Source organism: Aggregatibacter sp. HMT-949 (assembly GCF_041734645.1).
In the GTDB taxonomy this organism is placed as follows: domain Bacteria; phylum Pseudomonadota; class Gammaproteobacteria; order Enterobacterales; family Pasteurellaceae; genus Rodentibacter.
Window position 1 is genome coordinate 628,769 of sequence record NZ_CP162010.1, and the last position, 24,613, is coordinate 653,381.

26 protein-coding genes are annotated in these 24,613 nt (G+C 45.1%); 13 read left to right on the plus strand and 13 right to left on the minus strand.

What is annotated here, in order from left to right:
- The first annotated feature begins 68 nt into the window (after nucleotides 1-68).
- From AB3F25_RS02990 to AB3F25_RS03010, 5 genes are all read left to right on the plus strand, one after another.
- Entirely contained in the window at nucleotides 69-983 is a 915-nt protein-coding gene (locus AB3F25_RS02990; RefSeq protein ID WP_373604028.1) for an SPFH domain-containing protein, read from the plus strand.
- A 72-nt stretch (nucleotides 984-1,055) separates the two neighbouring features.
- Nucleotides 1,056-1,511, plus strand: coding sequence for an NfeD family protein (locus AB3F25_RS02995; protein WP_373604029.1), 456 nt, complete (start codon nucleotides 1,056-1,058; stop codon nucleotides 1,509-1,511).
- A complete protein-coding gene (locus AB3F25_RS03000) occupies nucleotides 1,508-2,128 on the plus strand; it encodes an NAD(P)H-dependent oxidoreductase (RefSeq protein WP_373604030.1) in 621 nt (206 codons plus the stop codon). Before AB3F25_RS02995 ends, AB3F25_RS03000 begins: the two co-directional genes overlap by 4 nt.
- Nucleotides 2,128-2,700, plus strand: a complete 573-nt coding sequence (locus tag AB3F25_RS03005; RefSeq protein WP_373604031.1) for a molecular chaperone — start codon at nucleotides 2,128-2,130, stop codon at nucleotides 2,698-2,700. The genes AB3F25_RS03000 and AB3F25_RS03005 overlap by 1 nt, the downstream gene beginning before the upstream one ends.
- 23 nt (nucleotides 2,701-2,723) lie before the next feature.
- Complete coding sequence (locus AB3F25_RS03010; protein ID WP_373604032.1) at nucleotides 2,724-3,788, plus strand: PhoH family protein; 1,065 nt, start codon at nucleotides 2,724-2,726, stop codon at nucleotides 3,786-3,788.
- A gap of 63 nt (nucleotides 3,789-3,851) precedes the next feature.
- Here the strand turns inward: AB3F25_RS03010 and frdD are convergent, their stop codons facing one another.
- The 4 genes from frdD to frdA are packed head-to-tail and all read right to left on the minus strand — an operon-like array spanning nucleotide 3,852 to nucleotide 7,193.
- The gene (gene frdD, locus AB3F25_RS03015) at nucleotides 3,852-4,196 is read right to left on the minus strand and encodes a fumarate reductase subunit FrdD (protein WP_373604033.1); all 345 of its coding nucleotides are present in this window, start codon (nucleotides 4,194-4,196) and stop codon (nucleotides 3,852-3,854) included.
- Between the two features lie 12 nt (nucleotides 4,197-4,208).
- Nucleotides 4,209-4,619: a fumarate reductase subunit FrdC gene (frdC, locus tag AB3F25_RS03020; protein WP_373604034.1), complete on the minus strand. Its 411-nt coding sequence runs from the start codon at nucleotides 4,617-4,619 to the stop codon at nucleotides 4,209-4,211.
- A gap of 11 nt (nucleotides 4,620-4,630) precedes the next feature.
- Entirely contained in the window at nucleotides 4,631-5,401 is a 771-nt protein-coding gene (locus AB3F25_RS03025) for a succinate dehydrogenase/fumarate reductase iron-sulfur subunit (protein ID WP_373604035.1), read from the minus strand.
- A complete protein-coding gene (gene frdA, locus AB3F25_RS03030; protein ID WP_373604036.1) occupies nucleotides 5,394-7,193 on the minus strand; it encodes a fumarate reductase (quinol) flavoprotein subunit in 1,800 nt (599 codons plus the stop codon). Before frdA ends, AB3F25_RS03025 begins: the two co-directional genes overlap by 8 nt.
- A gap of 291 nt (nucleotides 7,194-7,484) precedes the next feature.
- Between frdA and epmA the strand changes: the two genes are divergently transcribed.
- The 5 genes from epmA (at nucleotide 7,485) to era (ending at nucleotide 13,066) form a co-directional block, all read left to right on the plus strand.
- The gene (gene epmA, locus AB3F25_RS03035; protein WP_373604037.1) at nucleotides 7,485-8,462 is read left to right on the plus strand and encodes an elongation factor P--(R)-beta-lysine ligase; all 978 of its coding nucleotides are present in this window, start codon (nucleotides 7,485-7,487) and stop codon (nucleotides 8,460-8,462) included.
- A gap of 147 nt (nucleotides 8,463-8,609) precedes the next feature.
- Nucleotides 8,610-10,406: a translation elongation factor 4 gene (gene lepA, locus AB3F25_RS03040; RefSeq protein ID WP_373604038.1), complete on the plus strand. Its 1,797-nt coding sequence runs from the start codon at nucleotides 8,610-8,612 to the stop codon at nucleotides 10,404-10,406.
- A 20-nt stretch (nucleotides 10,407-10,426) separates the two neighbouring features.
- Nucleotides 10,427-11,476, plus strand: a complete 1,050-nt coding sequence (gene lepB / locus AB3F25_RS03045) for a signal peptidase I (RefSeq protein ID WP_373604039.1) — start codon at nucleotides 10,427-10,429, stop codon at nucleotides 11,474-11,476.
- 1 nt (nucleotide 11,477) lies between these two features.
- Entirely contained in the window at nucleotides 11,478-12,161 is a 684-nt protein-coding gene (rnc, locus tag AB3F25_RS03050) for a ribonuclease III (protein ID WP_373604040.1), read from the plus strand.
- Nucleotides 12,158-13,066, plus strand: a complete 909-nt coding sequence (gene era / locus AB3F25_RS03055; RefSeq protein ID WP_373604041.1) for a GTPase Era — start codon at nucleotides 12,158-12,160, stop codon at nucleotides 13,064-13,066. The genes rnc and era overlap by 4 nt, the downstream gene beginning before the upstream one ends.
- A 213-nt stretch (nucleotides 13,067-13,279) precedes the next feature.
- Here era and AB3F25_RS03060 read toward each other — a convergent pair whose 3' ends face one another.
- From AB3F25_RS03060 to rsmC, 6 genes are all read right to left on the minus strand, one after another.
- Nucleotides 13,280-14,374: a 5-methyltetrahydropteroyltriglutamate--homocysteine S-methyltransferase gene (locus AB3F25_RS03060; RefSeq protein ID WP_373604042.1), complete on the minus strand. Its 1,095-nt coding sequence runs from the start codon at nucleotides 14,372-14,374 to the stop codon at nucleotides 13,280-13,282.
- A 91-nt stretch (nucleotides 14,375-14,465) separates the two neighbouring features.
- Nucleotides 14,466-15,674: an NAD(P)/FAD-dependent oxidoreductase gene (locus AB3F25_RS03065; RefSeq protein WP_373604043.1), complete on the minus strand. Its 1,209-nt coding sequence runs from the start codon at nucleotides 15,672-15,674 to the stop codon at nucleotides 14,466-14,468.
- Nucleotides 15,671-16,768 carry a heme lyase NrfEFG subunit NrfF gene (nrfF, locus tag AB3F25_RS03070; protein ID WP_373604044.1) on the minus strand — a complete coding sequence of 366 codons (1,098 nt, stop codon included), beginning with the start codon at nucleotides 16,766-16,768 and terminating at the stop codon, nucleotides 15,671-15,673. Before nrfF ends, AB3F25_RS03065 begins: the two co-directional genes overlap by 4 nt.
- Nucleotides 16,765-17,295 (minus strand): DsbE family thiol:disulfide interchange protein, encoded by a 531-nt coding sequence (locus AB3F25_RS03075; protein ID WP_373604045.1) that lies wholly within the window; start codon nucleotides 17,293-17,295, stop codon nucleotides 16,765-16,767. Before AB3F25_RS03075 ends, nrfF begins: the two co-directional genes overlap by 4 nt.
- Nucleotides 17,295-19,202, minus strand: a complete 1,908-nt coding sequence (gene nrfE, locus AB3F25_RS03080; RefSeq protein WP_373604046.1) for a heme lyase NrfEFG subunit NrfE — start codon at nucleotides 19,200-19,202, stop codon at nucleotides 17,295-17,297. The genes AB3F25_RS03075 and nrfE overlap by 1 nt, the downstream gene beginning before the upstream one ends.
- 87 nt (nucleotides 19,203-19,289) lie before the next feature.
- Nucleotides 19,290-20,282, minus strand: coding sequence for a 16S rRNA (guanine(1207)-N(2))-methyltransferase RsmC (gene rsmC / locus AB3F25_RS03085; RefSeq protein ID WP_373604047.1), 993 nt, complete (start codon nucleotides 20,280-20,282; stop codon nucleotides 19,290-19,292).
- A gap of 110 nt (nucleotides 20,283-20,392) precedes the next feature.
- Between rsmC and AB3F25_RS03090 the strand changes: the two genes are divergently transcribed.
- From AB3F25_RS03090 to rimI, 3 genes are read left to right on the plus strand one after another with little or no spacing between them, the layout of a single operon-like run.
- Nucleotides 20,393-20,959 (plus strand): hypothetical protein, encoded by a 567-nt coding sequence (locus AB3F25_RS03090; RefSeq protein ID WP_373604048.1) that lies wholly within the window; start codon nucleotides 20,393-20,395, stop codon nucleotides 20,957-20,959.
- A 4-nt stretch (nucleotides 20,960-20,963) separates the two neighbouring features.
- Entirely contained in the window at nucleotides 20,964-21,368 is a 405-nt protein-coding gene (gene holD / locus AB3F25_RS03095) for a DNA polymerase III subunit psi (RefSeq protein WP_373604049.1), read from the plus strand.
- A 1-nt stretch (nucleotide 21,369) separates the two neighbouring features.
- Entirely contained in the window at nucleotides 21,370-21,813 is a 444-nt protein-coding gene (rimI, locus tag AB3F25_RS03100) for a ribosomal protein S18-alanine N-acetyltransferase (protein ID WP_373604050.1), read from the plus strand.
- Nucleotides 21,814-21,952: 139 nt separating this feature from the next.
- On the opposite strand, the gene fdhE is transcribed toward rimI, so the two are convergent.
- The 3 genes from fdhE to fdxH all read right to left on the minus strand — a co-directional run bounded on the left by fdhE (nucleotide 21,953) and on the right by fdxH (nucleotide 24,613).
- A complete protein-coding gene (gene fdhE, locus AB3F25_RS03105) occupies nucleotides 21,953-22,864 on the minus strand; it encodes a formate dehydrogenase accessory protein FdhE (RefSeq protein WP_373604051.1) in 912 nt (303 codons plus the stop codon).
- A gap of 95 nt (nucleotides 22,865-22,959) precedes the next feature.
- Entirely contained in the window at nucleotides 22,960-23,676 is a 717-nt protein-coding gene (locus AB3F25_RS03110) for a formate dehydrogenase subunit gamma (protein WP_373604052.1), read from the minus strand.
- Nucleotides 23,669-24,613: a formate dehydrogenase subunit beta gene (gene fdxH / locus AB3F25_RS03115; protein WP_373604053.1), complete on the minus strand. Its 945-nt coding sequence runs from the start codon at nucleotides 24,611-24,613 to the stop codon at nucleotides 23,669-23,671. The genes AB3F25_RS03110 and fdxH overlap by 8 nt, the downstream gene beginning before the upstream one ends.

A 24,613-nucleotide genomic window follows, 5' to 3' on the forward strand; every position in this document is an offset into this window, starting at 1 on the left:
TTATGTACAAAGTGCGTGCTAATTTGATAGACTTTTTGCGGTTACATTAATCAAAAAGGGGAACTGAAATGGATGGGGTAATTGTTGCAACAATCGTCTTTCTTGTACTGGTCGTTGTCGTTTTATTTTCTACCGTCAAAACTGTACCGCAAGGTTATAATTGGACGATCGAACGCTTTGGGCGTTATACACGCACTTTAATGCCGGGTTTAAACTTGGTGTTGCCTTTTGTGGACCGCGTTGGCCGTAAGATCAATATGATGGAGCAGGTATTGGATATTCCGTCGCAAGAAGTGATTTCCAAAGATAACGCCAATGTGTCCATTGATGCGGTGTGCTTTGTGCAAGTGATTGATGCACGCAGCGCGGCTTATGAAGTGAATCACCTTGAACAAGCTATTATTAATTTGACAATGACCAATATTCGTACTGTATTGGGGTCGATGGAATTGGATGAAATGCTGTCTCAGCGCGATTCCATCAACGGGCGTTTATTGGCGATTGTCGATGAGGCGACCAATCCTTGGGGAATTAAGGTGACGCGTATCGAAATTCGCGACGTACGTCCGCCGCGCGAATTGATTGACTCGATGAATGCGCAAATGAAAGCGGAACGTAATAAACGTGCGGAAGTATTGGAGGCGGAAGGAATTCGTCAGGCGGAAATTTTACGTGCCGAAGGGGAAAAACAAGCGCGTATCTTGAAAGCGGAAGGAGAGCGTCAAGAAGCCTTTTTACAAGCAGAAGCGCGTGAACGTGCGGCGGAAGCAGAAGCCAAAGCGACTCAAATGGTCTCTGAAGCCATTGCCAGTGGTGATACCAAAGCGATTAATTATTTTATTGCCCAAAAATATACCGAAGCCTTAAAAGAAATCGGCGGTGCACAAAACAGTAAAGTTGTCCTGATGCCGCTTGAAGCAGGTAATTTAATCGGATCCGTTGCGGGCATTGCGGAATTATTAAAAGGCGATAAAAAAGCGTAAACGGTATTTTATGTTTAAAAATGCGGTTGAAGTGAACCGCATTTTTTCTATCTATTTTTCCAAGGAGGCAATATGGCGGAATGGTTGACGACATGGACATTATGGCACTGGTTGGTACTAGGTTTCGTTTTGCTGATTGTGGAAATTATGGTGCCGGGTGTATTTTTGCTTTGGTGGGGCTTAGCGGCGTTAGGCACCGCATTGGTACAGTTCCTTATTCCGGCTTTTTCTCTTACCGAACTGGCGATATTTTATGCGTTATTGGCTTGCATTTTATCGGTAGGTTGGTGGAAATACCAGCACGGCAAAGATCATCGTGATCAAGTTAAAACGGCCTTAAATCAGCGCGATCACGCCATGCTAGGCAAACGCGGCAGCGTGCAAGAAATTGCATCAAACGGCATCGGACGCGGTGTATTCGGTGATACCACTTGGCGTATCCAAGGCGAATGTCTTCGTGCTAATGATCTGATTGAAGTGAAAGCCGTTAGCGGCATTACATTAATTGTTCAAAAGGTGACGGAATGAATCACCTTATTATTTTTGCACATCCGAACGCGAAAGGTAGCTTTGGCCGCGCCATTGCCGATCGCGTAGCGAAAACCGGTCAAGCGTTAGGCGTGCTAACTCAGTTTCGCGATCTTTATGCGATGAATTTTAATCCGATTATTTCTTTTGAAGAATTACAAGCGGCGAATAAATGCATTATTCCCGAAGAAGTTAAACACGAACACAATCTTATTCTTCAGGCCGATTTAATCAGCTTAGTTTACCCGTTATGGTGGATGGGCTTTCCGGCGATTTTAAAAGGCTACTTAGATCGCGTGTTAAGCCATGGATTTGCCTATAAAACAGAAAACGGCGAATCTGTCGGCTTGCTAAAAGGTAAACAAATGCAGCAATTCATTACCATTGGTAGTAACGTGGATAAATATAAAGAATGCGGCATGGATAAGTCTCTCGACCATTGTTTGGTGAACGGCTTGTTTAATTATTGCGGTATTGACAACGTTAGTTATGAATTATTCGGTGATATTCATTTGATTGATGACGCAGCCCGTCGTGCGATGCTTGATCTTGCCGAGCAAAAAACTCGCGAAAAACTCACTATACTTTTACAACAAAATGCACAGGAAAACGCTTAATGACCCAACAAAATCAAGTCAATAATTTCTCTTTAATCAGCCGTTTATTCGGCAATTTATTCTATCGCCTTCCCTCCGATGCGGTGCTCTCCGGAGTGTTCAATTGGTTGCAACAAAAAGGTTTAAACCAAGTTTGGGCGTTGGATACGGATAAAGAAAGCCAAGCGGCTTTGGATAATCTTCAACTGAAAATTGATTTGAAGTTGCTCGATCAAGAATATCAAAAACTATTCGGCGCCGAAGGTAAAGTACCGACAGCAATTTCCGCTTATGGTTTGAATTTGTCGGAATTTGTCGCATTTCGACAAAAATGCGGTATGCCTGATATCGAAAGCCCAGATCATTTTGCGCTACTTTTGCTCGCTGCCTCTTGGCTAGAAGATAATGAGGATTCCGTTGTTACACAGCGAGTACTGTTTGAAGATTTTCTATTGCCTTGCGCGGCAAAATTCCTCACTCAAGTGGAAACCTACGCCACACTGCCGTTTTACCGCTCACTTGCTTCGCTTACACGCGAGATTTTAGCGGCGATGGCGGACGAGTTGGATGAAAGTGCGTTCAATTTAGACTAATCTACCATTACAATCATATTTCAATGACGACATTTACTCTCGAACCTCAAGACAACGGCCGCCTTCAATCGCTTTGCGGCGCGTTTGATGAGCATCTTAAACTCATCGAAAAAGAGTTTAATCTCAATATTTCCCGTAACAATTTCACTTTTACTATCAAATCCAACGAAGAAAATCCTAAATCGCATCATGAAAAGCTAATTCAATGCGCAATTAAATTAATTCAAGATTTGTACATGGAAACCGCGCCGATTAAAGGTAAAGCAAAAGAGCTAGAGCTGCAAAACGTACATATGGCGCTACAGGAAAGTCGAATATTATCGCAAGTGGAACCGGAACGCGCGAAAAGCGATGTTTATAGTAGTGTGATTAAAACTAAGCGGGGTGTAATTAAGCCGCGCGGCGTCAATCAAGTGCAATATTTGCATAATATTCTGACGCACGATATTAGTTTTGGTATCGGGCCGGCAGGAACGGGGAAAACTTTTTTAGCCGTAGCCGCTGCCGTAGAAGCTTTGGAACGCCAAGAGATTCGTCGCGTGTTACTTACCCGTCCGGCAGTAGAAGCCGGAGAAAAATTAGGCTTTTTACCGGGCGATCTAGGGCAAAAAATCGAACCTTATTTGCGCCCTCTTTACGATGCTTTGTTTGAAATGCTAGGTTTTGAACGCGTGCAAAAACTGATGGAACGCAATGTGATTGAAATTGCACCACTTGCGTATATGCGCGGCCGAACTTTAAACGATAGTTTTATCATTTTAGATGAAAGCCAAAATACTACCGTGGAGCAAATGAAAATGTTTCTTACCCGTATCGGTTTTAATTCCAAGGCAGTCATTACCGGGGATATTACTCAAATCGATTTGCCGCGTAGTACTAAATCAGGCCTTCGTCATGCAATTGAAGTGTTGAATGCGGTGCCGGAATTGAGTTTCAATTATTTTGATAGTCAAGACATTGTACGTCATCCGGTAGTCGCGAAAGTTGTACAAGCGTATGAAGCCTGGGAAATTCAGGATGAAATTCGTCGTAAAGAACGTGAAGAAATTCGAAAACTAGAGCGTGAGCAAGCTGAAGTACGCAATTGAAATAAGAGAAAATAAAAAAACGCGTTGAGGATAAACTCGACGCGTTTTTTTCTTTAATTTTTCTTATAAACCAATTACTGCAAATAATACCCAAACGGTGTAAATGGTAGCCAAACCGTAGAAGATAAAGCCACCGGCAGGAACATGGATTTTAAGATCGTGCATACCGTGGTGGATACGGTGTAATCCGCACCACATTGGGAAAATAGTGAGCACAAGAATTATAAGTTTTCCGATCCAGGAATACGCGAAGGTAATTAAGTTAGCCGGATCGATTAAGCCGAAAGGTAACAACAAGCCTAAGATTAAAATTACCACGGGGAAGAAAATTGCGCTAACTGTACCGCCGGCACCGAAAAGCAACCACACCGGTGGTTCGCCGGAGCGTTTTGGATTTTTATCAACCATTTTTTCTCTCCCTTAGATATAAACTAAAACTAGTGCAACCAGGCTTACAAGTGCGGTTACCGCCCAAAGCGCATTTCTGATAACGTGATGCGGTAAACGTTCATTTTTTACAATGATGTTCATCACTTTTGGCGTCATTAAGAAATAAGTCACAGTGTGGTAAAGTGTCGCCACGAGCGTAATGATATTTAACACCACTACGATTGGGTTTCTTAAAAACTCAATGAAATTCAAAATACCTAGGCCCGGTATTGGGTTGCCGGCAAGGCAAAGCACACCATAGAGCAATACGATACAGAACCATACAGCAAAAATTGAGGTTGCTTCACGTAGCATATAAGCCTTGTAGAAGTCTAATTTTTGCCACCAAGTAGCCGTCATTGGGCGAACATATTTTTTACGTTTACTAACAGTTACTGACATATCTTCCCCCTTTAGCCTTTTGGTTTTAGCATAGAGATAACATAATCTTTGGCACTTTCTACTTTGCCTTGGTTAATGGCTGAAGCCGGATCCACATGCTTCGGACAAACTTCGGAACAATAACCCACGAAAGTACAGCTCCATACGCCGTTTTTACCGTTTAACAATGGCATGCGCTGCGCTTTACCGTGGTCCCGGTTATCAAGATTATAACGGTGCGCCATAGTAATCGCGGCAGGGCCTAAGAATTCAGGATTCAAACCGAACTGTGGGCAAGCGGCATAGCACAAGCCACAGTTGATACACATGGAGAACGTTCTGTATTTCTCAAGTTGTGCCGGCGTTTGTTTTGTACGACTTTTTGCAAGTTCTGTAGATGGATGTGGTTTACCGTCTAAAGCAGGTGCTTCGTTGCCGATAATATACGGTTTGATCGCTTCTAAACTTTCGATAAAGTGACTTAAATCTACTACTAAGTCGCGTTCAATCGGGAAGTTCGCCAGCGGTTCGATACGCATATGACCACTATAATCACGCAAGAACGTTTTACAAGCCAATTTCGGTTTATTATTGACCATCATTCCGCAAGAACCGCAGATTGCCATGCGACAAGACCAACGGTAAGAAAGGGAAGGTTCAAGTTTATCTTTAATGTAACCTAACGCATCAAGTAGGGATGTTTGGTTATCATAAGGCACTTGATAAGTGCTTAAATGTGGCTCTTGATCGTTTTCGGGATTGTAGCGTAATACTTCAACATTCATTACTGGTGAATTAGCCATTTGCTTGCTCCTTAGCTTTCGCAGCCGCTTCTTGAGCTTCTGCTTCCGCACCGTAAACGCGTTTTGCAGGTTGAGATTTAGTGATTTTCACCGGACTGTATTCAATGCGCGGTGCGCCGTTCTCATTATAGAAAGCAAGAGTGTGTTTTAAGTAATTTACATCATCACGTTCAGTATAATCTAAGCGCTGGTGTGCGCCTCGAGATTCTTTACGTTCAATCGCAGAATTTGCGATAGATTGCGCCACATCTAAGATGTAGCCTAATTCTACGGTGTAAAGTACGTCGGTATTGAACACACTTGAACGATCCGCAACACGAATACGTTTGTAACGTTCTTTAAGTTCAGCGATTTTGTCTACCGCTTTTTGCATGCTTTCTTGGTCGCGATAAATACCACAACCTTCTTCCATTATGGTACCCATTTCATCACGGATTTCAGACCAAGATTCATTGCCTTCTTGATTGTAAAGCGCCTCTAAGCGAGTAACGACGTCTTTGGCTTGTGCATCGACAGCAGTTTGATTAGCCGGTTGTGCTTCAACGGCACGCTGCGCCGCGTATTCACCTGCTACGCGACCTAGTACCACTAATTCGGCTAATGAGTTAGAGCCTAAACGATTGGCGCCATGCAAACCGGAAGACGCGCATTCTCCGACGGCAAATAAGCCTTTAATACGAGTTTCGCTGTTGAAGTCCACCTCAATACCGCCCATGGTATAGTGAACGACAGGACGAACCGGAATTGGTTGATTTACAGGGTTTACACCTTCATAAGCGCTTGCTAATTCGCAGATGAACGGCAGACGTTCATGTAAGTATTTTTCGCCTAGGTGACGTAAGTCTAGGTGAACTACATCCACACCTTTGGCAGTTTTTAAGGTATTACCTTTTTTCCATTCTTGCCAGAATGCCTGAGAAACTTTATCGCGCGGGCCGAGTTCCATGTATTTATTTTGCGGTTTGCCGATTGGAGTTTCCGGACCAAGACCGTAATCTTGTAAATAACGGTAGCCGTTTTTGTTGACTAAGATACCGCCTTCACCGCGACAACCTTCGGTCATCAAAATGCCGGTATTCGGTAAACCGGTCGGGTGATATTGAACGAATTCCATATCACGTAAAGGAACACCATGACGATATGCCATAGACAAACCGTCACCTGTCACGATTCCTCCGTTGGTATTGAATTTGAATGCACGACAACCGCCGCCTGTTGCGATGACCACCGCATTGGCGTTAATTTGTATCAATGTGCCTTCCATCATGTTCATTGCAACCATACCGCGGGCGTGACCGTCATCGACCAAAATGTCTAACACAAAGTGTTCATCAAAACGTTGAATTTGAGGGAATTGGGTTGATGTTTGGAAAAGAGTATGTAACAAGTGGAAACCGGTTTTATCTGCGGCAAACCAAGTCCGTTCAATTTTCATTCCGCCGAAACGACGTACGTTTACATCGCCATCAGCTTTACGGCTCCAAGGACATCCCCAACGTTCTAGCTGGGTCATTTCCACCGGAGAATGTTCAACGAAGTATTCCACCACGTCTTGCTCACATAACCAGTCGCCGCCGGCTACGGTGTCTTGGAAGTGCTTGTCATAAGAGTCTTCTTCTTTAATGACCGCCGCCGCGCCGCCTTCAGCTGCAACCGTATGGCTACGCATCGGGTAAACTTTTGAAACTAATGCAATTTTTAAGTTAGGATTCGCTTCCGCTGCGGCAATCGCCGCACGTAAACCGCCGCCACCAGCACCAACAATTGCAATATCGACATTAACTGTTTGCACGATATCCTCCAATCAGTAGAAAGTAAAAAATAAAACACCCCAAAGGGCGGACGCGAGCATTGTGCCATCTTTTTTATAAATTAATAACTTTTTTTAGGGCGAAATTTCAATAAATTGACAATTTTGTGATTTACCTCAAAAAAGTTAATTTATCTAAGCAAATCAAATGAGAAGGATTGTTATTTGAGCTAATAAACAAGCGAAACGGAGGATAAGTTGAGTTGCCGAATCCAGTCATTTACAATGAGCGACTTCACATCGTTCACCTAAAAAAGTCGAGGAAAAGTGACCGTGCTTACGTCCGAAAAAAAGGCTTGGCAGCCTTCCGCCAACATTGAAAATCTTTTAAAACGCGCCAAAATTATCGCCGAAATCCGCCGTTTCTTTACCGATCGCGGTTTATTGGAAGTGGAAACACCGGTATTGAGTGAATTCGGCGTGACCGATCTTCATCTTTCTACCTTCAGTACGGAATTTATTGCGCCTTTTGATGCGCTTTCAAAAACCTTATGGCTTGGTACCAGCCCGGAATATCACATGAAACGTTTGCTTGCTGCCGGGAGTGGGCCGATCTTCCAAATCAGCAAAGTTTTTCGCAATGAAGAGGCCGGTAATCGTCATAATCCCGAATTTACTATGCTTGAATGGTATCGGCCGCATTTTGATATGTATCGATTAATTAACGAAGTGGATGATTTACTGCAACAAATTTTAGATTGCTTGCCGGCGGAAAGCATGAGCTATCAATTCGCTTTTCAAGAATACGTTGGGTTAGATCCGCTTTCGGCAACGCGTAAAGAATTAATGGAGGCAGCGCGTCAACAGAATTTTATAGCAGAAGAGGACGAAGATCGTGATACGTTATTGCAATTTCTATTCAGTGAAATGGTGGAACCGAAAATCGGCTTAAATGCGCCGGTGGTGATTTATCATTTTCCTTCTTCGCAAGCTGCTTTAGCGCAATTAAGCCCGGAAGATCAACGTGTAGCGGAGCGTTTTGAGTTCTATTACAAAGGCGTGGAACTCGCCAACGGTTTTCATGAACTTACCGATGCGGACGAACAACGGCGTCGTTTTGAGCAGGATAACCGTCAACGCCAAAAAGCGGGCCTACCGTTGCGTGCGATTGATGAACGTTTTCTTGGTGCATTACAAGCGGGAATGCCGAATACTGCCGGCGTCGCGTTAGGCGTGGATCGCCTCGTAATGATTGCTCTGGGCGTTGAGACCATCAAAGAGGTCATTTCTTTCTCTATCGAAAACGCCTAATCCTTGTGTGGTGCGTTTTCAATGCGGTGCTCAAATCAATGTTCATTGATGCGCAAGCGCTTTTCTTTTCTAGCGCTCTCTTTGCTTTTCGAGTACAATCCGCCAGCTAAATTTGATGACTTTTGAATTGAGAAAACCTATCTATTTATGAAGAATATTCGCAACTTTTCTATTATTGCCCATATTGACCACGGTAAATCGACTTTATCGGATCGTCTAATCCAAACTTGCGGCGGCTTGTCCGACCGCGAAATGGCGGAGCAGGTGTTGGATTCTATGGATCTGGAACGCGAGCGCGGGATTACTATTAAAGCGCAAAGCGTGACCTTAAATTACACCGCCAAAGACGGTGAAACCTATCAACTGAATTTTATCGATACCCCGGGGCATGTTGACTTTTCTTACGAAGTGTCTCGTTCTCTTGCCGCTTGTGAAGGGGCGTTGTTGGTGGTGGATGCGGGGCAAGGCGTGGAAGCACAAACGTTAGCAAATTGCTACACCGCCATTGAAATGAATTTGGAAGTCGTACCGATTTTAAACAAAATTGATCTGCCAGCGGCAGAACCAGAACGTGTTGCAGAAGAAATCGAAGACATCGTAGGCATTGATGCCATTGACGCGGTGCGTTGTTCCGCCAAAACCGGCGTGGGCATTGAAGATGTATTGGAAGAAATCGTGGCGAAAATCCCGGCGCCGGAAGGGGATCCGAATGCGCCCTTGCAAGCCTTGATCATTGACTCTTGGTTTGACAATTATTTAGGCGTGGTCTCTTTGGTGCGGATTAAAAACGGTACCTTGCGTAAAGGCGACAAAATCAAAGTCATGTCCACCGGCCAATCTTATAATGTGGATCGCTTGGGAATTTTTACGCCGAAACAAGTAGATACCACGGTTTTAAATTGCGGCGAAGTGGGCTGGGTCGTGTGTGCTATTAAAGATATTTTAGGCGCACCAGTAGGGGATACCCTAACTTTACATAATAATCCGGCAAGTTCCGTATTACCGGGCTTTAAAAAAGTGAAGCCACAGGTTTATGCGGGGCTATTCCCAATTAGTTCCGATGATTACGAAGCCTTCCGCGACGCGCTCGGCAAATTAAGCCTGAACGATGCCTCCCTGTTCTATGAGCCGGAAAACTCCACCGCGCTCGGTTTCGGTTTCCGTTGTGGTTTCCTTGGGTTGTTGCACATGGAAATTATTCAGGAACGCTTGGAGCGTGAATATGATTTAGATCTCATCACCACCGCACCGACGGTAGTCTATGAGGTCGAGCTGACCAACGGCGAGGTTGTTTATGTAGATAGCCCGTCAAAATTGCCACCATTGAACAATATCGCAGAAATTCGTGAGCCGATTGCGGAATGTAATATGCTGTTGCCACAAGCTTATTTGGGTAACGTGATTACGTTGTGCGTAGAGAAACGCGGCGTACAAACCCACATGGTGTATCACGGCAATCAAGTGGCGCTCACTTATGAAATCCCGATGGGCGAAGTTGTGCTGGACTTCTTTGACCGCCTGAAATCTACATCTCGCGGTTATGCGTCTTTGGATTACGGTTTTAAACGCTTCCAAGCGGCGGACATGGTGCGCGTAGATATTATGATCAATGGCGAACGCGTGGATGCTCTTGCGTTAATCGTACACAAAGACAACGCACCTTATCGTGGTCGTGAATTGGTGGAAAAAATGCGTGAACTGATTCCGCGACAACAATTTGACATCGCTATTCAGGCGGCAATCGGCAACCACATCATCGCTCGTTCCACCGTCAAACAATTGCGTAAAAACGTATTGGCGAAATGTTATGGTGGCGACGTGAGCCGTAAGAAAAAATTATTACAAAAACAAAAAGAAGGTAAAAAACGTATGAAGTCTCTGGGTAACGTGGAAGTGCCGCAGGAAGCGTTTTTAGCGATTCTTCATGTCGGAAAAGATAAATAAAGAAAACTCAGAAGGAAATTATGTCGAATTTATTTTTTGTGATTTTATTAGCGGTCGGTTTTGGTATTTGGAAAGGGTTGGATTTCCTCCAATTGCCAAACACTTTCAGCATTTTATTACTGATTTTGACCGTACTTTCCGGCGTGTTATGGTGCTATCACCGCTTTGTAGCGGTGCCAAAGCGTAACCGTCAAATTGCGCGTGTCGAGCAACGCACAGGCCAAGCATTAAGTGATGAAGAAAAGGCCAAAATTGAACCGATTTCTGAAGGTTCCGAGTTTTTATCATCGTTGTTCCCTGTACTTGCCGTGGTGTTTTTAGTGCGTTCTTTTCTGTTTGAGCCTTTTCAAATTCCGTCCGGTTCAATGGAATCCACCTTGCGAGTGGGCGATTTTCTTGTGGTTAATAAATATGCTTACGGCGTGAAAGATCCGATTTTCCAAAATACTATTATCGCAGGCGATAAACCGCAACGTGGTGATGTGATTGTGTTTAAAGCACCGCATCAAGCGCTTATGCGTACCGGTCTCGGCGCAAGTCGGGCGGCTTATGCGGAAAATCTGGCATTGACCTCAAAAGACAATATGTCCGGCGTCGATTACATTAAACGCATTGTCGGGCAGGGTGGTGATCGTGTGATTTTCGATATGGATAAGAAAACCTTACAAATCGTTTACGCTAAAGACGGTAAGCCTTGCGATTTAAATTGCGAAATCCGTGTATTCGAATATACGCAAAATCCGACGAATCCGGCATTCCCAAATGAATTGGAATTTACCGAACAAGGTGATGTTACGCACAATATTTTAATTAGCCCGTATCGTCGTTATTCCGGCCCGGAATTTTTTCCGCAAGACAGTAATCCGACAGCAGAATGGGTCGTGCCGGAAGGACAATATTTCGTGATGGGTGATAATCGCGATCACAGTGACGACAGTCGTTTTTGGGGATTCGTTCCGGAAAAAAATATTGTCGGCAAAGCCGTTTATATTTGGATGAGTTTGGACAAAGCGCCAAACGAATGGCCAACCGGCTTCCGTTTTGAACGTTTCTTTACGACAATTAAATAATATGAATCAGTTAGATAGATTAGAGCATAAAATCGGCTACCAATTTAACGATAGATCACTTCTAAAATTAGCGCTGACACACCGTAGCGCGGCCGCTCAACATAACGAACGTCTGGAATTTTTAGGCGATTCCATTCTTAATTTCACGATTGCCGAGGCGCTTTACCATCAATTTCCTCGCAGTAATGAAGGCGAATTAAGTCGTATGCGCGCGACGTTGGTGCGTGAACCGACTTTGGCGACTCTCGCCCGTCGATTTGCATTGGGCGACTATATGTTGTTGGGTTCCGGGGAATTGAAAAGCGGTGGTTTTCGTCGCGAGTCGATTCTTGCCGATTGCGTAGAAGCGATTATCGGTGCAATGTCGCTCGATCAGGGGCTGGAGACGGCAACACAAGTGGTCCGGAATTGGTATGGCAGATTATTGGCTGAGATCAAACCCGGCGACAATCAAAAAGATGCGAAAACCCGTTTGCAGGAATATTTACAAAGCAGACATTTACCGTTGCCAACTTATGAAGTGGTGAATATTCAAGGAGAAGCCCATTGCCAAACCTTTATCGTGGAATGTAAGGTGAAAAATGCGGATAAAATCGACCGCGTTTTTGTGGCAAAAGGTTCAAGCCGGCGCAGAGCCGAACAAGCAGCGGCGGAACAAATTTTAAAAGAACTGGACATCAAATGACCGAACAACATACTCAGACCTACTGCGGCTTTATCGCCATTGTAGGTCGCCCAAATGTGGGCAAATCGACGCTCTTAAATAAAATTTTAGGGCAAAAAATTTCCATTACTTCGCGCAAAGCGCAAACCACCCGTCATCGTATTGTGGGAATTAAAACCGAAGGAGTCTATCAAGAAATCTATGTGGACACGCCGGGGCTTCACATCGAAGAAAAACGTGCCATTAACCGTTTAATGAACCGCGCCGCCAGCAGTGCCATTGGTGACGTAGATTTGATTATTTTTGTGGTGGACGGCACCCATTGGAACGCCGATGACGAAATGGTGTTAAACAAACTCCGTTCCGCTCGTGCGCCGGTGGTGTTAGCCATCAACAAAGTGGACAACATCAAAAATAAAGACGATTTACTGCCATTTATTACGGAAATCAGTAGCAAATTTAACTTTGCCCACATTGTGCCGATTTCGGCGCAGCGCGGTAATAATGTACATGAGTTGGAAAAAATCGTGCGCCAATCTTTACGCGAAGGCGTGCATCACTTCCCTGAAGATTATGTGACGGATCGTTCGCAACGTTTTATGGCTTCGGAAATAATCCGCGAGAAATTGATGCGTTTCACCGGCGAAGAATTACCGTATTCCGTTACCGTTGAAATCGAACAGTTTAAAGTGAACGAACGTGGGACTTACGAAATCAACGGCTTGATTCTAGTCGAACGCGAAGGCCAAAAGAAAATGGTTATCGGAGCAGGCGGTCAGAAAATCAAAACCGTTGGCATGGAAGCGCGTGCCGATATGGAACGTTTATTCGATAATAAAGTTCATTTAGAACTTTGGGTGAAAGTAAAATCAGGTTGGGCCGACGACGAACGTGCATTACGAAGTTTGGGTTATATGGACGAATAAAGCACGCTGATTTTTCTTAACAAAGCCAAGGTTTTGATGCCTTGGCTTTTGTTTTTCAGTGCTTTATCTTGACATAGTAAAACAGCACCGCATTGGAACCTCCTCCAATGCGGTGCTATTTTTGACTTCCGACAGCGGGTTCGGCAAATGGCTTAGATGGGTTTACGAACCGCCTTAGACAATAACGGGCGTAGCGTAAGTTTTAACCAAGAATTATTTTTCTCCCCAAACTTCCTTGGCGATTTCCTCCACATAACGCACTTTCATCCATTGTTGCGCTTCGCTCATAATGTTGCCTTCTTCCGTTGAAGCGAAACCGCATTGCGGGCTTAGGCAGAGCTGTTCTAATGGCACATATTTGGCCGCTTCGGCAATACGGGCCTTGATCGAATCTTTACTTTCTAATTGCGGAAATTTGGAACTAATTAAGCCTAATACTACTTTGCCTTTATGCGGATTTTCGGCGAAGTATTTTAGCGGTTCGAAACCGCCGGAACGTTCGTCATCGTATTCTAAGAAATAGCCATCGTAGTTGGTTTTTGCAAACAGTGCATCGGCAATTGGGTCGTAAGCGCCGCTTAATAAGTAAGTGGAACGGAAGTTCCCGCGACAAACATGGGTGGTAATCAGCATATCTGCCGGCTTATCGGCGAGCACCACTTGAATATTTTCTAAGGCTTGGGCTTTGTCGGCTTCAAATTCTGGCTTTAAATAATTGTTACAGAGCGAACCCCAGTACACGTCATCAAATTGCAAATAACGGCAGCCTGCATCGTAAAAGGCTTGAATTGCATCTTTGTAAGCCTGTTGTACGTCTTTGGCAAATTCTGCGCGGCTGGCGTAAATGCCGGTATCCCATTGAATTGGGTACATTAATTGGTTCGGGCTTGGAATGGTGTATTTCACTATGCCGCGTTCATCCACGATGTCTTTTAATTTTTTGAAATGCTCAATAAACGGATGATTCGGATTCCAAGAGACTTTACCGCAGCACTGGGTATTGTAAGGTTTGGTTTCCACACCGTTGAATTTGTAACCGTGTTCCGGTTGATAACCTTCAATGCCGTTTAAATTTTCTAAGAAATCAATATGCCAAAATGCTCGACGAAATTCACCGTCGGTAATCACTTTGATGCCCGCGTTTAATTGGGCTTGCACCAATTTGGCAATTTCTTGATCTTCAATTTCGGTAAGCTGTTCACGGCTAATTTCAGCGGCAGCGAATTTTGCACGAGCCTCTTTTAACGGTTGCGTTCTTAAATAAGATCCCACGGTATCGGCGTGGAAAGGCAGGGTGGCAGTTGTCATATTATTTTCCTTTGTTTGAGTTGAGGATGCATTCTAACGAAAATAAAGAATGAATTAAAATGAGGTTTTTTGTTGAAATGGTGAAATTTATTCATAAATCTGCGGTGTGAATGCCCGTTGCGCAGGCATAAGCCGAACTCCATGCCCATTGAAAATTATAGCCGCCCAACCAACCCGTAACGTCTAGGACTTCGCCGATAAAATATAAGCCTTTCACCCTTTGGCTTTCCATGGTTTTGGAGGAAATATAGTTGGTATTCACGCCGCCCATCGTTACTTCCGCGGTACGATAACCTTCGGTTCCATTCGGGGTAAATCGCCAATGATGGACTAAATCGAGCGCATTTTTTAATTGCGCTTTGCTTAAATTGGCGAGCGCTTCATCTTTGAACATGCCTTGTTCCAGCCACAGCTCGACCAGTTTTTTCGGCAGTAAATGCGTTAGAATGCTTTTCAGCATTTGCTTAGGAGAGTTTTGCTTGGCTTGTTTGATTTCTTCTTCTAAATGGTGTGTCGGCAATAAATCAATGATTACGGATTCATTCGGTTGCCAATAATTAGAAATTTGCAACGGCGCCGGACCTGAAATGCCACGATGAGTAAACAAAAGTTGATTATGAAAAGATTGGCCACATTGCGCCGTGACCTTTATCGGTAAGCTGATGCCTGCTAGCACGCTTAAAAATTTATCGGTTTCGCGATAAGTAAAAGGCACCAAGCCGGCGCGCGGCGGTACGATCGGAATGCCAAATTGTTCCGCCACTTGATAGCCGAACGGAGTGGCGCCCAGTCGCGGCATGGAAAGTCCGCCGGTGGCAATGACGAGGTTTTTGCATTGCCAATGTGCGTCGCCGGCCTGCAAGCGGAAAGCGCCTATTTCAGCGCCTTCAATGCGGTGCAGTTTTGACACTTCACTGCGCAAGCAAATTTGTACGCCGTATCGATGACATTCCGCTTGTAACATATCGACGATGTTCTCTGCGCTTTCATCACAAAATAATTGTCCGAGTTCTTTTTCGTGGTAAGCGATGTCGTATTTCTCCACCAAGGAAATAAAATCCCGGTTGGTATAACGGGCGAGGGCAGATTTTACAAAATGCGGATTTTGCGAAAGGTAATGAGCCGGCGTGATATCCAAATTAGTGAAATTACAAAAGCCGCCGCCGGACATTAAAATTTTGCGGCCGATCTTTTTGCCGTTATCCAACACTGTAACTTGACGCCCGAGTTTGCCTAATTGCGCGGCACAAAATAAACCGGCCGCACCGGCGCCGATAATGATTGTTTCGCTGTAATTCAAGGCGTTTCTCCGCGTTGTAGAAATTCCAACATTTTCATGCGTTGAATCACCATGCGGCGATCCACCGCGTTGTTAGCCGAGTCCAATAATTGCTGCAAATAATCTTTCGCCTCGTCATAACGCCCCGCTTCCAAAGCAACGGCGGAGAGCAAAGAAAGACTGGCGATTTCTTTTTTATCTTGTTGCAATGCGCGCGTTATTAAGTTTTGAATTTCCGGCGTCATACGTTTGTCGGCAAGGTAATAAAGCGCCGTCGCTTTTAAACCCAAAATGCTCGGTTTGTCGCCTGCCAATTTTTCCGCGTTATTGTAGGCAATGAGCGCGTACTCAAATTCATTATTTTGTACATAGGCTTCGCCTAACTGAGTCCAGGCTTCTTCGTCGTTCGGATTAGCGCGTAATTTATCTTGAATTTTGCCGATAATATCTTCCGTTTTATGCGCATCGGTCATTTCAATTTGCCGATTATGCCATTCTTGCATCGCTTGCTCGCCCTGTTGCACGCGCTCGAAACGATCAAGCGAAAAGTAATAGGCGAGAGGCATGGCAAGTACCAATAGGAAGAGGATAAGACTCACTTTCTGACTATTTTTTTTCCACGAAGGACTTGGTTTATTCTGCTTGTGGGCGGCGCTAGGCGTAGCTCCAAGGGAAGCGATGTTTTCCCTTTCTGTCCGATGGACTGTTTCTCCCTGAAGTCGGGGAGGAAACGTATTTTTTCTGCGAGACTGATAAATTAGCCCGAAAGCCAATATTAGCAATCCTACCGGTAATAACCACAACAGTGCGGTATTCCATTGAAACGGCGGTTTGTAATTGACAAAATCGCCGAATCGCGCGGTCATCGTATCAATGATTTGTTGGTCGGTTTTGCCTTCGTCCACCAGCTTATAAACTTCAATGCGTAAGTCGTAAGCAATCGGCGAATTGGATTCCACCAAGTTTTGGTTCTGACACTGCGGACAGCGCAAGGATTTCGCCAATTCCACCGCACGCATGCGATCGGTTTGATTTTTAAATTGATAAGTATCTACCATTTCCGCTTTTGCGAAGAGGGCGAATACAAAGAAAAGTAGGGTGAGAATTTGCTTCATTGTTTCATTAATTCTTTAATTTTCGGCACAAATACCGTTTGCCAAGTTTCACGCTCAAGCAAACCCGAATGACGGTAACGAATCACGCCGTGTTCATCCACCAAATAGGTTTCCGGCGCTCCGTCCACGCCCAGTTTTAATGCGAGTTCGCCGTGGCTATCGTTAATCGTGAGGATAAACGGATTGCCCATTCGTTTAAGCATTTCAATGCCGTTTTTCGGATTGTCACGATAATCAATGCCGATAATCGGAATGGTTTCAGCGATCTCCATTAAAAGCGGGTGTTCTTCTTTGCAATAGCCGCACCAACTGCCCCAAACGTTAAGCAAAAATGGACGCTTAGGAAAATCTTTCGGACTTAAAGTTTGCGACGGAGCCAATAAATTGGCTTGGTAGAATTCCGGTACCGGTTTATCGATGAGCGCGGAGGCGATTTTCTTCGGATCTTGATTCAAACCCGCCATCAAAAGCAAACACAGGCTCAACAATAAAAAAAGCGGAATAAAAAAGAGGAGTTTTTTCTGCATTATTTTTCCTGTTTTCGACGTAATGCCAAAACGCTGCAAAGCGCGCCTAACGCCATTAAAATGCCGCCCGCCCAAAGCCATCGAATCAACGGTTTGTAGTGCAAGCGGAAGGTGAATTTGCCGTTGCCCAGGCTGTCACCCATCACGATATAAAGGTCGCCCCAAAAGCCGGCGTCTATGCCGACTTCGCTCATGGTCATGGCGCGCACATCGTAATAACGACGTTCGGGAATGATTCGAGCATAAGGCCGGCCGTTTTCGGTGACCTCAAAAAAAGCGACTTCGGCGGTAAAGTTTGGGCCGATCTCGTTAGAAAATTCGCGATAATGAAATTCGTATTGCCCTAAAGTCTGGCTTTGATGCGGTGCCAAACGGACACCGATTTCGCTGCCGAAATATCCGCTCATTACCGCGCCCATGGCGGCAATTGCTACGCCGCTGTGGGCTAAAATCATGCCGAGCTGCGGCAAGCGAATGCGCTGCCAATTTTGCCATAAGGTCGCCACTAAAAGCCAAACGGCAAGGGTTAAAAGGGCAAATGCAAACGGTCGGAAAGTTAAGGTCTCGTTATGGCGCAACTGTTGCCAAATCATTAGCGCTGAAATGATAAACGCCGGAACAAGTAACCATAAACGGCGTAAAAACATTGCGCGATTAAAGCCTGCCCGATGCAACGCAAGCGACGCCGTCATAGCGATTAACATGAACGCGATAATCGGCAGGAAAATACTATTAAAGTACGGACTTCCCACCGAAATCGAGCCCCAATTCATGGCTTGGAACAACATCGGATAGAAGGTGCCTAGGAAGGTGGAAACAGTGGCGACGGTGAGCAAAATATTCAGCAATAAAATGCCGCCCGTTTTGGAAATGAGTCGAAATTCAACGGTGTTTTCGTTATCGCTTCCCGCCCGCAAAGCAAATAAGCCTAATGCGCTGACGGTGAGCAGGAAGAAAATTAGCAGTAACACATAACCGCGCGTATTATCCAACGCAAAGGCATGCACGGAACTAAGCGCGCCCGAACGTACGATAAACGTACCGAGTATGCTGAAGGCGAAAGCAAGCAAGGAAAAGAGGGTTGTCCAATAATTAAAGGCGCCTTGTTTTTCCGTCACCGTTAAGCTGTGTAATAACGCCAATCCGAGCAACCACGGCATGAGCGAGGCGTTTTCCACCGGATCCCAAAACCACCAGCCGCCCCAACCGAGTTCGTAGTAAGCCCACCAAGCGCCGAGCACGATACCGAGAGTTAAAAATAACCACGCACTCAGCACCCAGCACCGCATTGAACGAGCGATTTGGCGGGCGGAACGAGGGTAAATTAATGCCGCTAAACTCATAGCAAAATTTACGGCAAAGCCGACATAGCCGATGTAAAGCAGCGGAGGGTGGAAAATTAATCCGATGTCTTGCAGCATTGGATTAAGATCGCGTCCTTCTTGCGGTGGTGGAAAAATACGTCCGAACGGATTGGAGTAAAACAGGATAAATAGCGCGAAGCCGAAACAGATTAGCCCCAGCAAAGATAAGGTTTGCGCGGAAAACGTGCGGTCATGTTTACGGTTAAAGAACGCAAACGCAGCAAGCCAAAGGCTTAAGGAAAACAACCAAAATAACATTGAGCCTTCATGTCCACCCCAAGTCGCCGCCACTTTGAAGAACAGCGGAAGTTGAGAATTTGAATGGGCTGCAACGTATTCAAGGGTAAAATCGTCCGTTGCGAAAGCGTAGGCGAGTAGCGCAACGGATGCGGTGCCGGATAAGGCGATCAGATAACTTAACCACCAGGCCGAATGGATGAGCGTTGGGCTTTTTTTATACAAGCCGAGTTGCGGTAGCAAAGCGAGGAAGAAAGCGCCGGAGGTTGCCAGTAAGAGAAAGAAAAAACCGAGTTCAGGAAGCATAATTTCGTTTGTTAAGAGTAATTGGCGAAGTACGGAAAAGTCACAAAAACGACGTATCTTATTACGCCTTTATTAAAAAGGCCATTGCTAATTTTTGGCCGAATAAACTTTAAATTTCGACGTTTGCGCCAGTACGTCGAATACATCGAAATGGTGTTGCAATAAATCGGCATAAGGCAAGAATGCATTGGCCACAATGCGTAATTCACCACCTTGATTCAAATGCTTTTTGGCCTGACCGATAAGTTCCTGTACGGTGCGATAGGCGGTGTTGAGGCCATCATGGAAAGGCGGATTGGAAATGATCAGATCGAATTTACCTTCAACATTTGAGAACACATCGCTGGCCAAAACATCGCCTTCCAATTGGTTTTCCGCAAGGGTTTTGCGTGCTGATGCCAAGGCCATGGCGTGAATGTCGGTCATCGTAATTTGCGCGTCGGGATTGTGTTTTTTAATCGTTGCACCGATTACACCGGCACCGCATCCGAGATCCAATATTTTGCCGTTGATGCGATTCTGCAAAGTTGAAAGCAACAATGCAGTGCCAACGTCCAATTCGTGGGCGCTAAATACACCGGGTAAACTGTGTACTATTAATCCATCCAACTGCGGATGCCGATAGCTTTTCCAATAATCGGCGAGGGCAAACTGCGGGCGTTTTTGCAAGGAAAAATAATAAAGCCCACAACGGCGCGCCGAATCAATTTTTGCTGTGTTGCCGAAAGGTGCGAGCATTTTTTCCACCGAACGCACGCCGCTGCGATTTTCACCGACGATTAACATTTCTTGCGCGTCTTTTGCCCGAGCCAGCAGTTGCATCAGTTGGAACTGTACTTCTTGTTTGTTTTTTGTCCAGTAATAAATGATGAGATCCGCCTCACCTTCAAATTCGACGCCGAAATCGACGGCATCAGCGTCGCGCGCATAGTCGAAATAGCTACTCCAAATGCTGACGGCGCTGCAATGCGGTGCTATTTGAGAAGGAAATTGGTCGTTAATTCCGCCGGCAAACAAAACGGATTTACCGCGAAAAAGGGGAAGGTGGCGTTGTAAAACTTCGCTTTCAAGAGAAATCACGCTTTGAATTCCTGTAGCTTATTGGTTAAAATTGTCGCCATTTTAGCAAAGATAGCGATGATAAAAAATGATTTCATGGCTTTTGCTACTTTTCTTGAGAGGACGTTTTTATGCAAAAATTTTTCTTAGCTGCGGCACTGGCAAGCTTGCTTTCCGGTTGCCAATTAATCGAACAATTGCAAGGTAAGTGGCAAACACCGTCCGCCGGCGAAGTGACAGCTGAACAGGCAAAATTAGACGCGCAATATGAACGCGTGAAAAAAAATGGCGGAGAAATTCTGTTCAATGGCGAAAAATATTACAAACAAACTCAAGCAGTGAGAGGTGAAGATCCGCGTTTTATTAGTTTGGCGGTGAGTCAGGATCGCACTAATCGCAAGTCATTGTTAAGCGAAACCTTTTATTTGCAGGATATGTCCCATGAAGCGGCATTAACCGAAAAATACTTAAATTCGAATAAAAGCGCTTGCTCCTTGCAAGCTTTAAACGATGGCGCTACGCCTTATTACGCCTGTGATGGTAAAGATTTCCAACGCTTTATCGCGGTGGTGTATAAAGATAAAAATATTTTGTCGTTCCGTAGCTTAAAAGCTTATCAACAGAAACCGACGGTGTCGGAAGAAAAAGCCATCGTAAAAGGCTTAATCGACTATCCGTTCGATGCTATCGCGCGTTAATCATATGGACCGACGCCATCTCCTTTTAAACGAAATGGGTATCAGCCAATGGCAATTGCATCGCCCGGAAGTGCTTCGGGGTGTGGTGACTGTTGTCGTCGCGCCACACATTCAATTAATCGTAGTTGCCGAGGAAGACTTCAGTCAAAGCGCGCTGTTTGCCGATATTTTGCGCGCTCTTGCATTGCAAAAAGAAGATTGTCTTTGCGTGAATGACGAGCAAGTTCAGCATCTCGAATTAAATCATTCCGCGCGTTATTGGCTGCTCGCCGAGGAGGCCAAACAGCACCGCATTGAAGCTTATTGTTTAAAGGCCGAGCAGATTTATCGTTCGCCGGATTTTGCGCAGTTTCAATCTTCTCCCGCAGCCAAACGTGAACTTTGGCGACAAATTCAACAAACTCAATAATATGCCACAAATTTTCCCTGTCGAAGCGGACGATTTCGACTGCCTTTACGAAATCGAACGGCAAGCGCATCTTGTGCCTTGGTCGCTCGCTACGCTTAAAAATAATCAAGGCGAACGTTATTTGAATTTAAAATTGCTGGACGCAGGCCGCATTGTCGGTTTTGCCGTTTGCCAAACGGTGTTAGATGAAGCGACTTTATTTAATCTTGCTGTCGAACCGGCTAGTCAAGGTAAAGGCTTCGGCAAAATATTACTCAATAAATTGATGGAAGAATTGCGTAAAAAGGGCATTCAAACCCTTTGGTTGGAAGTGCGCGAATCTAATTCCATTGCTCGCCGGCTGTATGAAAAACAAGGCTTCAACGAAGTGGATATACGCAAAAATTACTACCCGAAACCCAATGGCGGGCGCGAGAACGCGGTGGTCATGGCGTGTTATTTGTGAGTTGAAGAGAACGGCGCATGCCTAATTCGGGCGGTTTCCGTTAGCTGAAGATCTAAAATAGCACCGCATTGAAGCCTTGCAGCGCAAGCTTTCCCTTGTCGCTCTAGGTTTCAATGCGGTGCTATTTTGATACTTCGTTTTAACTTTCTTGTGCAGGGAAAATAAATGGATTTAAGCCACTGCGGGCGAAGCCTTTTTCTTCCATTTCCACATCTAAGAAAATTGACGCCAAATCATCGGCGACGGCTTCGACATTCGGATCTTTTTCTTGGAACAGCATTTTTAAATAACTTTCGCAGCTGCCGCAAGTTTCCGCGCGAATCAGCGCCAGTTCTTCGTTCAATGACCATAATTCCAGCTTATCGTGGCCGTTGCAGTTGGTGCACTGGGCGCGTACCAAATTCCATTCGCTTTCACAAAGGGAGCAATGCAAATAGCGCAGGCCTTGTGATGAGCCGATATGAATCATACTGGCAACCGGCGCACAGCCGCAAACCGGGCAATAATGCAGATTCTCGGTGTTTTCCAGACGGCTGTGGTGAGGAATTTGCTGCGCCAGTTGGAGCCAATAAAGTGATAACGCAGCCCAAATAAACACCGCTTTGTCGCTGTCGACTAAATTGAATTCTTGTGCGAGCAAATGGCTTGCCATTTCTTCCAATTCGCCGCTTGAAGCTTTTTCCAACGAGTCGATTGTGGCGACAACTTGTTCGTTTGCCTTTGTTTTTACTTCACTTAGAATTTCCGTTAAATATTCGCGCCAAATGATATCGCGTTTGAATTTTTTGGCATTGAGCGGTTCGATGCCGCTTAAATGTGCTAAATCTTGTTTAGGCAGCGGATTTTTTTCAAGGGTTGTGAGTTGGCTTTCCACCACATCTGCTACAAATAAAAGATAGTCGGCAAGAGGATGATCTTTCGCTAATTCTCTTAAGCGTTTGGCACGACGTTGATACAGATTTTTCGGGTTGGCGAATAGTACTGCCGGCGTTTCGTAAGAATTTTTTTTCTGTTCTTTAATCTCCGCTTCGGAGAGGATTTTGATACTCATAATGTTCTCTTTAATCACGGTCCGGTAAGTCCGTTTTCGGGTTACATAATAAAAAGTGCGGTCAATTAACCGCACTTTTCTTGCATTATAAAGGGCTATTTTCCAAAACCTTTAAATAGAACTTTGGTCTTGAGATTTTTCCCTTCCTGTTCGTTGATCAGGTCTTGTTCCAATTCTTCGAGCACTTCTTCACGGTACCATTTCGGGTGGTGTTTTTTCGCCCAGCGAACAGTAACCCAACCTTCTACAATGCCGCGAATGGAACCTTTCACCCAGAACGCCATGTACATATGCACCAAAATACCGGTGAATAGCATAAACGCACTGGCTGAGTGAAGCAGAATCGCGATTCTGAGCACCGGAATGGAGAAGTAGTGCGAGAAGTATTGACGCCACATAATGATACCGGTGACAAGTAATGTCAGCATGGCCAAGTTTAATGTCCAAAAGAGCATTTTTTGACCAAGGTTATATTTGCCGTTATCAGCGACTGCGTGCTCGTTGCCTTTTAATACTTCAAGCATGCCTTTTGCCCAACGAATATCGTTTTTTTCCGGAATGTTATGATCCCAATACAATAACGCAAGGTAAATAAAGGCGAAGAACATTAAAATTCCGGTGAACGGGTGAATTGCCCGAGCCAATTGCGGCGTACCTAGAATTTCCGTTAACCACGCGAAATCAGGGAAGAAAAACGCCACGCCGGTGAACATTGTCATAAAGAAGCAGATCACCAACAACCAGTGGCTGATACGCGCAGGCGTTCTGTGACGAATAACGCGAGTATCGTTGCTAATTTCAATTTTACTCATGTTGTTCTCCCTTTTTGGCATGTTTATCTTCGTCTTCAAATTCGTGGTGATGATCTTCCACATCTTCTTCCACGTTCGGGCCGACGGTTAAGTAATGGCCGATTTCGGCTAATGCCAAACCGCCCATGGCAACCGCAGCAACCGGTTTGAGAACGTCTTTCCATAATGTCACGCTAATATCAATTTGCGGATCTTTCGGAAGTCCGTTGTAAAGTTCCGGTTTATCGGCGTGATGCAACACATACATAACATGAGTGCCGCCGACCCCTTCCGGATCGTAAAGTCCCGCATTTTCATAACCGCGTGCTTTAAGTTCCGCAATACGTTGTTCTGCGTACACTTTCATTTCTTCTTTAGAACCGAAACGAAGCGCGCCGGTCGGACAGGTTTTCACACAAGCCGGTTCTTGTCCCACGGAAACACGGTCAACACAAAGGGTACATTTGTACACACGATTGTCTTCCGGATTCATACGTGGAATGTTGAACGGACAACCGGCGATACAGTAACCGCAACCGATACATTTGTCGGATTGGAAATCCACAATACCGTTTGCATATTGGATAATCGCACCCGGCGCCGGGCAAGCCTTCAAACAGCCCGGTTCTTGACAGTGCATACAACCGTCTTTACGGATTAACCATTCTAAACGATCGTTTTCTTCCACTTCGTTAAAGCGCATAACTGTCCATGCTTTCGGGTTCAGATCTACTGGGTTATCGTAGATCCCCACACACTGTGCATTGACATCAGAGCGAATGTCATTCCACTCTGAACAACCAACTTGGCAAGCTTTACAGCCGATACAGGTGGTAACGTCAACCAGTTTTGCTACTTCAACTTTATGATCCCGCACTTGAGGTGCCGGTGTTAGACCGGACGTTGCGGAGATTTTAATAATATCTTGCGTTTGAACGCCTTGAGCAGTTCCTGCCAT

Coding starts and splice junctions, on each gene's coding strand:
- nrfE (WP_373604046.1), bottom strand. CDS start 19,202: ATGCTTCCTGAACTCGGTTTTTTCTTTCTCTTACTGGCAACCTCCGGC.
- AB3F25_RS02995 (WP_373604029.1), top strand. CDS start 1,056: ATGGCGGAATGGTTGACGACATGGACATTATGGCACTGGTTGGTACTA.
- AB3F25_RS03110 (WP_373604052.1), bottom strand. CDS start 23,676: ATGAGTAAAATTGAAATTAGCAACGATACTCGCGTTATTCGTCACAGA.
- era (WP_373604041.1), top strand. CDS start 12,158: ATGACCGAACAACATACTCAGACCTACTGCGGCTTTATCGCCATTGTA.
- nrfF (WP_373604044.1), bottom strand. CDS start 16,768: ATGAAGCAAATTCTCACCCTACTTTTCTTTGTATTCGCCCTCTTCGCA.
- frdC (WP_373604034.1), bottom strand. CDS start 4,619: ATGTCAGTAACTGTTAGTAAACGTAAAAAATATGTTCGCCCAATGACG.
- AB3F25_RS03025 (WP_373604035.1), bottom strand. CDS start 5,401: ATGGCTAATTCACCAGTAATGAATGTTGAAGTATTACGCTACAATCCC.
- AB3F25_RS03005 (WP_373604031.1), top strand. CDS start 2,128: ATGACCCAACAAAATCAAGTCAATAATTTCTCTTTAATCAGCCGTTTA.
- rimI (WP_373604050.1), top strand. CDS start 21,370: ATGCCACAAATTTTCCCTGTCGAAGCGGACGATTTCGACTGCCTTTAC.
- lepA (WP_373604038.1), top strand. CDS start 8,610: ATGAAGAATATTCGCAACTTTTCTATTATTGCCCATATTGACCACGGT.
- AB3F25_RS03075 (WP_373604045.1), bottom strand. CDS start 17,295: ATGCAGAAAAAACTCCTCTTTTTTATTCCGCTTTTTTTATTGTTGAGC.
- AB3F25_RS03000 (WP_373604030.1), top strand. CDS start 1,508: ATGAATCACCTTATTATTTTTGCACATCCGAACGCGAAAGGTAGCTTT.
- fdxH (WP_373604053.1), bottom strand. CDS start 24,613: ATGGCAGGAACTGCTCAAGGCGTTCAAACGCAAGATATTATTAAAATC.
- AB3F25_RS03090 (WP_373604048.1), top strand. CDS start 20,393: ATGCAAAAATTTTTCTTAGCTGCGGCACTGGCAAGCTTGCTTTCCGGT.
- rnc (WP_373604040.1), top strand. CDS start 11,478: ATGAATCAGTTAGATAGATTAGAGCATAAAATCGGCTACCAATTTAAC.
- AB3F25_RS02990 (WP_373604028.1), top strand. CDS start 69: ATGGATGGGGTAATTGTTGCAACAATCGTCTTTCTTGTACTGGTCGTT.
- AB3F25_RS03010 (WP_373604032.1), top strand. CDS start 2,724: ATGACGACATTTACTCTCGAACCTCAAGACAACGGCCGCCTTCAATCG.
- holD (WP_373604049.1), top strand. CDS start 20,964: ATGGACCGACGCCATCTCCTTTTAAACGAAATGGGTATCAGCCAATGG.
- fdhE (WP_373604051.1), bottom strand. CDS start 22,864: ATGAGTATCAAAATCCTCTCCGAAGCGGAGATTAAAGAACAGAAAAAA.
- AB3F25_RS03060 (WP_373604042.1), bottom strand. CDS start 14,374: ATGACAACTGCCACCCTGCCTTTCCACGCCGATACCGTGGGATCTTAT.
- lepB (WP_373604039.1), top strand. CDS start 10,427: ATGTCGAATTTATTTTTTGTGATTTTATTAGCGGTCGGTTTTGGTATT.
- frdD (WP_373604033.1), bottom strand. CDS start 4,196: ATGGTTGATAAAAATCCAAAACGCTCCGGCGAACCACCGGTGTGGTTG.